Annotated in this window: 8 protein-coding genes; 6 read left to right on the top strand and 2 right to left on the bottom strand. The window is 65.2% G+C overall.

What is annotated here, in order from left to right; genetic code table 11:
* Window positions 1-163: 163 nt before the first annotated feature.
* Window positions 164-1,135 carry a DUF2336 domain-containing protein gene (locus IVA96_RS04135; RefSeq protein ID WP_247275887.1) on the bottom strand — a complete coding sequence of 324 codons (972 nt, stop codon included), beginning with the start codon at window positions 1,133-1,135 and terminating at the stop codon, window positions 164-166.
* A gap of 255 nt (window positions 1,136-1,390) precedes the next feature.
* Here IVA96_RS04135 and IVA96_RS04130 point away from each other — a divergent pair, with 255 nt between their 5' ends.
* The 6 genes from IVA96_RS04130 to IVA96_RS04105 all read left to right on the top strand — a co-directional run bounded on the left by IVA96_RS04130 (window position 1,391) and on the right by IVA96_RS04105 (window position 7,437).
* Entirely contained in the window at window positions 1,391-1,579 is a 189-nt protein-coding gene (locus IVA96_RS04130; RefSeq protein ID WP_247275886.1) for a hypothetical protein, read from the top strand.
* Between the two features lie 14 nt (window positions 1,580-1,593).
* Entirely contained in the window at window positions 1,594-2,355 is a 762-nt protein-coding gene (locus tag IVA96_RS04125; RefSeq protein WP_247275885.1) for a hypothetical protein, read from the top strand.
* A gap of 237 nt (window positions 2,356-2,592) precedes the next feature.
* A complete protein-coding gene (locus IVA96_RS04120; RefSeq protein WP_247275884.1) occupies window positions 2,593-6,006 on the top strand; it encodes a CHAT domain-containing protein in 3,414 nt (1,137 codons plus the stop codon).
* Window positions 6,007-6,047: 41 nt separating this feature from the next.
* On the top strand, window positions 6,048-6,476 hold the full coding sequence (locus IVA96_RS04115; protein ID WP_247275883.1) for a hypothetical protein: 429 nt from the start codon (window positions 6,048-6,050) through the stop codon (window positions 6,474-6,476).
* Window positions 6,473-6,670: a hypothetical protein gene (locus IVA96_RS04110; RefSeq protein WP_247275882.1), complete on the top strand. Its 198-nt coding sequence runs from the start codon at window positions 6,473-6,475 to the stop codon at window positions 6,668-6,670. The genes IVA96_RS04115 and IVA96_RS04110 overlap by 4 nt, the downstream gene beginning before the upstream one ends.
* Before the next feature lie 2 nt (window positions 6,671-6,672).
* Window positions 6,673-7,437 (top strand): hypothetical protein, encoded by a 765-nt coding sequence (locus IVA96_RS04105; protein WP_247275881.1) that lies wholly within the window; start codon window positions 6,673-6,675, stop codon window positions 7,435-7,437.
* 42 nt (window positions 7,438-7,479) lie between these two features.
* Here the strand turns inward: IVA96_RS04105 and arsC are convergent, their stop codons facing one another.
* Entirely contained in the window at window positions 7,480-7,881 is a 402-nt protein-coding gene (gene arsC, locus IVA96_RS04100) for an arsenate reductase (glutaredoxin) (RefSeq protein WP_247275880.1), read from the bottom strand.
* Window positions 7,882-7,977: the final 96 nt, after the last annotated feature.

Genomic DNA, 7,977 nt, shown 5'->3' with positions numbered 1-7,977 from the left:
TGCAGATAGTTGCGCTCAATCGTCCGGTCATAGCTGTTGTCGCGCATCGGATCGTCCTCCGCTGGAGCGATCCAATCAGCGAATTAGTGAACATGCACAGCAATGACGAGCTTGGGGGCGTCGCGCGCGCGATATCCAATGCCGTTGGCTGTGAAGGCAAGCCTTACCGATCCGATCCGCCGGTGCGGGTGCGCACCGTCGGGCTCGTGCCCGGCTGCACGCCCGGCCGCGTCTGGCTTGCGCCTGTACGCGCGCGCTGGCGCTCGCCGTCATGCAGCGAAGACTGGTACTTTGCGCGGGTGACGGCGAGCGTCGAGCCGCGCCAGGCCGCCAGCATCACCAGCGCCGAGCGCTCGCCGAGCCGGTCATAGAGCCGCGACAGCCGGTACACGTCGTTCACAGAGGTCCCGATCTCCGGCTTGAAGAACAAGAGGATGCGCTGGAAGACCGGGCTCGGCATGTCGAGTGCGCGCGCGGCGACCGCGAGCGCTTCGCCGCCGGCATCGTCGACGATCTGGGCCGCGACGCGCGAGGGCAGGATCAGGCTGTCGCCGAGCTCGAGGGTGAAGTTCTCGATGTCACCCGCGATCGCCGCCATCTCCAGGATCTGGATCGCGCGCTTGGCGCGCACGGCCGGAATCCGCGGCGCCGCTTTGAGCGGGGTCTGCGCCAGATTGTGCAGGATCAGCGCGCGCTCGGAGGCGCCGGCGCGGAAGAACATGTCGTGGATCTCGGCGGCGTCCTTCGGCTGCATCGCCATGTTCGAGGCCAAGCGCTGCTCGGCCTCGGTGGGCGTGCGGACCGGGGCGGGTGCCGGCGGCTGCGGAATCTCTCGCGCCAGCGGAACCCTGCGGCCTTCCTGGGCGGCGACCAGTCCGAGCTTCTGGAGGATCGGGACCGGCGTCGATGGATAGACCGCGAGCCGCGCCTTGACGGCGGCGCGCGTCGCGTCGTCGACCTGGTCGATCAAACGTGTGGCGAGCTCGACGAATTGCCGCTGTTCGTCATCGCTGTGGACGCGCGTCTGGACATAGAGGTCGGTCAGCACGCGCAGCAGCGTCGGACGGATGTCGACGCCTTCGCGACGGGAGAGGGTCATCAGCCCGTCGAATCCGGGAAACAGCGACTTGGTCATTGAGGCGTACGCAACTCGGGAGAGACACTTGTCACGAGCCTATCGCAGGTTCTTTTAAAGTCTCGTTAAGGAAAACGAGGCGTGAAGCCGGCTCGGCAATTTATGGCATTGTCGTGCCGCAACGGGACGGCGCGGCACGGCCCGTGCGGTTACGGTCCGGAAAGCGCGTTTACATCCCGTTAACCATGAACTGATCTTAATGAATGCATGTTGCATGAGCGGTTTGGTCGCGCGGCAATTGATAGAGAGCTGGATATGGGGACGATCATCGAATTTCCGGCCGGTCGCCGGGCAGGCTCGTCGGGGGATGCCACACCGCGCACGGAAACGGGAATGGTTCTGATCCTCCCGGTGATCCGTATCGAGCGCGTGGCGGACGAAACCAGCGGCGATCGCGGGCCAGAGCAGGGCACAGCGCCGGGGCGCCGTCGTCGCCGCCGCTGACGTCCGGCTTTGCAATGCCGGACACCATTCGCCAGATCCGGCCTTTCGTATCGGCCGTCCTGCTCGCGCTGCTCGGCGCGACGCTCGGCGCCTGTAGCGGCGGCGATTTCGGCCGCACCCGCGCCGACATGCGCAGCGACGACATGCATCGCTGGCTGGGTGCGGAGGTCACCTCCAGCGTCGGCCTGAAGCCCTCGCAATTCCAGCTCACCGACGAAGAACGCCAGCTTCGCGACCTCGCCTATCCCATGATCGAGCCGCCGTTATCGCGCCCCGCCTGGAAGACCGTGTTCGGCGACTACAAGCCGCTGCCATCGCCCTGGCGGCAGAAGATCGTGTTCGACCGCACCATGTACGGGCGCACGCTGATCGACGAGCCGCACCGCTCGCATTCCTCGCGCTATGCGCAGCTGATCGAGGACGTGCGCAACGACATCACACGCTTCGAGCCGTTCTTCGCCAGCGCCATCCGCGTCATCGATCTCGACAGGAAGCGCGATGCCAGCATGGCGCGCGTCTCCGCGCTCTCGCCGAGGGAGAAGGACGACGCGGTCGCGCGCATGCAGGAGAACTCGCTGATCGTGCAGTGGGTGCAGCAATGCCTCGAGCAGCGGGTTTCATCCTACCGCTGGGCGCTGGAGCGGCTGGTGATCCAGGCCCCCGACGGCATGGCCGCCGACGCCGACCGCCTGATCGGCGAGCTCGCCGCCCAGACCGCCAACCCGCCGGTCGCAGCGCAGCCGCCCTACGGCCGCGCGCTCGTCTCGAAGGGCTGACGTACAAGCTCGCCGCATAAACTCGCTGCCTGTCGAGCGCGGCCATCTTACCTCGCGGCCAATCGGCGCGACGAGGTTGAGCCGCCTGTCGTGCGCGATCCTAGGCACCTTATGCCGGCGGTAGCCCGCTAACGCTCTTGTGGCATCGGGAACCGCATTGATTGTGCTTGTCCTTCCGGGCCGTCTGGATAGGATTATCTCGTTTCTTCAAGTCATTTTACCCAAAGGTCCTTCAAGATGAGCTTAGACGCCACGCGTCCGTTCAAGAGCCGTCTGGACGTTTCACCACACCACCTGCTGGCACTTGCCATTCTGCTTGGATCGACAGGCTCCGCAGCCGCGCTGACCAAGGAGGCGGCGATCGAGAATTGCCGGATGACCGTCGGCAGACCGATCGTGCAGGGGTGCATGCGTGCAGGCGGAGGCCCCGCCGGGGGCGCCAATCTGGAAGCTTGTCGCGCCAAGGCCACGCCTCAGGTCCGGGCCTGCGTGCAAGCGGCGCTGAATGCCGCCAATGGCCGCGCCAATGTCGCAGTCGAGCTTCCGAAGGAAGCGGCGCCCAAGCTCGAGCAAGGCGCTGCGCTTCCGAAGGACTTCGTTGCGCCGCCGCGCAGCATCGCCGACATCACGGCGATCCTCGACGGCGACAAGCCCGACGAGAAGATGATCGCCGAATTGAAGTCGGATGCCGATGCCGCACCGAGCGGGAAGGAATCCCGTCAGGATCTGGCGCAGTTCTATTTCGATCGCGCCAACGCGCGCGCGCAGCTCGGCCGGCTCGGCGAAGCCATCGCCGACGCCGACAAGGCCGTGGAGGTTGGGCGCGGCGCCGTCAGTCCTCATTTGCTGGGGCGGATGTTGCAGCTCCAGTCCCTGCAGCACGCTCTTGCAGGCGATCCGAAACGCTCGCTTGAGATCATGCAAAGGCTCCTGCGCGAATCGGCCAGCATGCCGGGCGCCAGGGGAATGCAGTTCAATACGAACCGCGCGATCGCATCCGTCCTCATTCAGATGGGAGACGTCGCGCAGGCGGAGGCCTATCTTCGCCGCACCCAGACCGCGATACAGGAGGCCCGCACCAGCGGTCATCCCAATTGGCGATCCGCCTATGCTCGATTTGGCCAGAGCTGGGAGGGCGAGCTGGAGATCGCTCGCGCCTTGATCTTCGAGGCACGCGGACAGTTTGCCGAAGCCGAGGCTGCCTATCGCACGGCAGAGCTTCGCAAGCGCGCAAGCACGAAGGCCGTCATGGAATCGGACAATCCACCGGCCGAGACCCTTCTGCTGCAGGCGATCGACGGGACCGTGTTGAACCAGGCGCGCATGAAGGCGAAGCAGGGCAGGCTCGCCGAGGCCGAGGTGGACGCGCGCCGCGCGCTGCTCTCGCGCCTGAAGGATACCGGCAAGTACAATCCCGTGACGCCGCGTTTCGTGATGGCGCTGGCGGGCATTCTGGTCGATCAGGGCCGTTACGAGGAGGCGGAGAAGCTCGGCCGTGTTGCCCTCGACATCAACAAGACCGTGGGTGTGCCGGAGGATTCGCACGCGACGGTGCAGCTGCTGTCGCAGCTTGCCGGCATCTTGACGCTTCGGCGCAACAACGCCGAAGCAAGCGCGATGTTTGCTCGGATCGACAAGGCTGTGGCCGGCTGGGAGCCGCAGCGCCGCCAGGTGTTCGAGCTCAATCCGGCCCGGATCCTGTCGCTCTATGGTTCCGGGCAGCTCGACGCAGGCATTGCCGCCGCCGAGCAGCTCGTGAAGAAGCAGATCGCCCGGGTCGGCGAAAATCATTTCGACGCGGCTTCGGCGCGTGGCACGCTGGCGGTCGGATTGATGCGCGCTCGGCGCGATGCCGATGCCATCAGGGAGTTCAAGGCCGCCATTCCGGTCATGATGGCGAGCGCCAACGAAAATGCCGATGACGAGAACACGACCGTGGTGGCTGCGCGGAGTCAGCGGCTGCAGACCATCGTCGAGAGCTATCTGCTGCTGCTCGGCAGGGCGGAAGGAGCCGGCAAGGAGGTCGGCGAAGAGACGTTCAGCCTCGCTGACGCCGTCCGTGGTCGCTCGGTGCAGCAGGCGCTGGCGGCGTCGAGCGCGCGTGCGGCGGCAAAGGATCCCGCCCTCGCCGAGCTCGTGCGCAAGGAGCAGGACCTGACCAAGCAGGTCAATGCCCAGCTCGGCACGCTCAACAACGTGCTCGCGCTTCCCTCGGCGGAGCGCGACGAGAAGGGCGTTGCGCAAATCCAGGCCTCGATCGCCGCCTTGCGCGGCCAGCGCGACAAGGCACGCCAGGAGATCAAGCAGAAGTTCCCGACTTACGCCGATCTCGTCTCGCCCAAGCCGCCGAGCGTTGCCGAGATTCGTGCGACGCTGGCCGACAGCGAGGCCATGCTGTCGTTCTATTTCGGCCAGAACGGCAGCTTCGTCTGGGCCGTGCCGAAGTCGGGGCCGGTGGCGTTCGCGGCCGTCCAGGCCAGGATCGGCGACATCGAAACGAAGATCCGCAAGCTGCGCGAAGCGCTCGAGCCGCAGGCCGCGATGATCTCGGACATTCCGCCCTTCGATCTCAAGCTCGGCCATGAACTTTACGAGCTGCTGCTCAAGCCGGTCGAGAGCGGCTGGAAGCCGGCCAGGAACCTGATCGTCGTGACCAATGGCGCGCTGGGACTGTTGCCGCTGGCGTTGTTGCCGACGGCACCGGCAGAGGTGGCTGCGGATGAGGACCCGCTCTTCATCGGTTATCGCAACGTGCCGTGGCTGGCGCGAACCCATGCCGTATCGACGGTGCCGTCGGCGGCGGCGTTGCGCACATTGCGGCAGCTGCCGCCGGGCAAGCCCGGCCGCGGCGACCTCGTGGCCTTCGGGGATCCCTATTTCAACAGCGATCAGCAGGCCGAGGCGGAAGGCGGGCAGAAGATTCAGGTCGCCGACGCCAGCGGCAACGTCACGCGCGGCGGGCCGCTGAAGCGACGCAACAGTCCCAAGCTCGAGGGCGTCGACAGCGCCGAGCTCGGTCTGTTGCCTCGTCTGCCCGATACCGCGGACGAGCTCAAATCGATCGCGCTGGCGCTGCAGGCGGACCCCTCGAAGGTGCTGTTCCTTGGCAAGAGCGCGACCGAGAGCGCCGTGAAGACGATGAATCTGTCCGGCTTCAGAATCCTGGCCTTTGCCACCCATGGTCTGGTCCCGGGCGAGCTGAACGGATTGACGCAACCGGCGCTCGCGTTGTCGTCACCGGCGGTGACGGGCGAGGGCGGCGACGGGCTCTTGACCATGGAGGAGATCCTCGGTCTCAAGCTGGACGCGGACTGGGTCGTCCTGTCAGCCTGTAACACCGGCGCCGGCGCTGGCGCAGGGGCCGAGGCGGCATCCGGGCTCGGGCGCGCGTTCTTCTATGCCGGAACGCGGGCGCTGCTGGTGACGAACTGGTCGGTGCATTCGCAGTCGGCACGGCAACTGGTGACAGACTTGTTCAAGCGGCAGGCCGAAGATCCCAAGCTGTCGCGCAGCGAGGCGCTGCGCCAGGCGACGATGGCTCTCATCGATGGTCCCGGCTATCTCAACAGCGAGGGCAAGACCGAGTTCGCCTATGCGCATCCGCTGTTCTGGGCGCCGTACACCATCATCGGCGATGGCGGCTTGCGTTGACCAACCGGGGAAGGGGTGCACGGACAATGAAGCGGAATGTCTTGCTGGGCCTCATGGCCGCAGGTTTGCTGTTCTCCGGACCAACGCGCGCCACGCCATTGATTACGGAAGAGGAAGCGAAGCTGCCGCCGCCGAAGGGCGCGGTTGCCGTCGATCAGCGCGGCATCATGCGCGGCCCCAAAGTCGAGTTCGTCTCGCCGGGCGACTCGGCGAGTTCACCTCTGCGACTGGTATTGAAGTTTCAGTCTTATGGCGGCGCAAAGATTGATCCGGACTCGGTCAGGGTGATCTTCCTCCGGACGCCGAATGTCGACTTGACTCCGCGGGTCAAGCCCTTCGTCCAGCCCGACGGCATCAACATGCAGGATGCGGAACTGCCGCCGGGCGAATACACGGTGCGCGTCGATATCAAGGACAGTGATGGTCGGCCCGGCACGACCATCTTTACGCTGAAGGTCGCACCCAAGTGACGTGCCCCTACTGCCAGTCCGGAACTGCAGAGGGTGCGCTGGTTTGTGCGTCCTGCGGGCGCGACATCGCCGTTCCCGCCACGCTGATCGCCGAGCGTGACGATCTCCTGCGCAAGCGCGAGGAGCTGCGTGATGAACTGCGGAAGGCCAGAGACGAGGTCGAGGCCATTATGAGGCGAAGGAAGTCGCGCTAGCGATGGAATGTCCGTTTTGCGCCGAGACGATCAAGGACGAAGCCATCGCGTGCAAGCATTGCTCGCGGGACTTGCGCGTCGTGCGGCCGACGCTTGTCGAGATTGACGAGATCGTTGCCGATCTGGACAAGATCAGGCGCGATCTCGATCGTGTCAATGTCCGCCTCGAGCGCTACAACAATCCGCTGCGCTATTACGGAACGCATGCGGTGCTCTATATTGCCATTCCGTCCCTGCTGCTGGTGATCGCGCATGTGCTCGTGACCATCACCTTCAACGTGTCCCCGATCCCGCTTCGGATCGCATCGATCGCCATACCGCTGCTGTTCGGTTTCGTGGCCTATCCACTGCATCGGGTCTTCGCCCTGACGGCATTTGTGCTGGGGTTCCTGGCGGCTTGCGTCAGCATCTTCGCGATGCTGACGGTGACCGGGATCCACGATCACGTCCCGATCCTGCCGACGATCTGGATCGAGTGGCGGGAAGTGTTCGAATATGGCGCGAGCATCCTGCTGGCCTTCGTCTCCGGCAATATCTTGAGCGTCGTGATCTTCCAGGTCTTGCCGCGTGTGCTGTCGCACGGGGGCAAACCGAACGCGTTCGCCTTCCGCGTGGCGCGCCTGCTGGGACAACATGTCGGCGAGGAACAACTGCGCCGCCGTGCCCGCTTGATCCAGGACCTCATGCAGACAGCCGGGCCGCTGGCCGGTGTCGCCGCAACCGCGGTCGGCTCGATCTACGCCGGCTTGAAGGGGCTGCTTGGATAGCGTTGCGAACGGTGCGGGGCGGCCGGCGAGAGCAGCACCTGCCTATCGCGATTCCACCACCTCGCCGTCCTCCTTCACGAACCGGCCAACGGGATTCTCCAGGAGATCGATGACGGCTTCCGAGGGACGGCACAGTCGTGTGCCTTTTGGGGTCACCACGATCGGACGGTTGATCAGGATGGGATGCGCGAGCATCTGGTCGATCAGCTCGTCATCGGACCATTTTGGGTCATCGAGGCCGAGGTCGTGAAAGGGCGTGCCTTTCTCCCGCAGCAGCGCGCGAGCGGAGATCCCCAAGCCTTTGATGAGCTCGACCAGCGTTTCGCGGGATGGCGGCGTCTTCAGATATTCGATGACGACAGGTTCGACGCCGCTCTGCCGGATCATCGCAAGCGTGTTGCGCGAGGTGCCGCAAGCCGGGTTATGATAGATCGTGACGGTCATCGGGTTGCCTCCGCAGCAGGGATTGGGCTGGCCGTGCGAGTGTCCGAGCAGCCAATTCATCAGCAGCATATCTGCAAACGCGCCACAAGGCTCCGC

This window comes from Bradyrhizobium sp. 159, from assembly GCF_023073795.1.
Lineage (GTDB): Bacteria > Pseudomonadota > Alphaproteobacteria > Rhizobiales > Xanthobacteraceae > Bradyrhizobium.
This window is presented reverse-complemented; position numbering and strand designations above follow the sequence as displayed.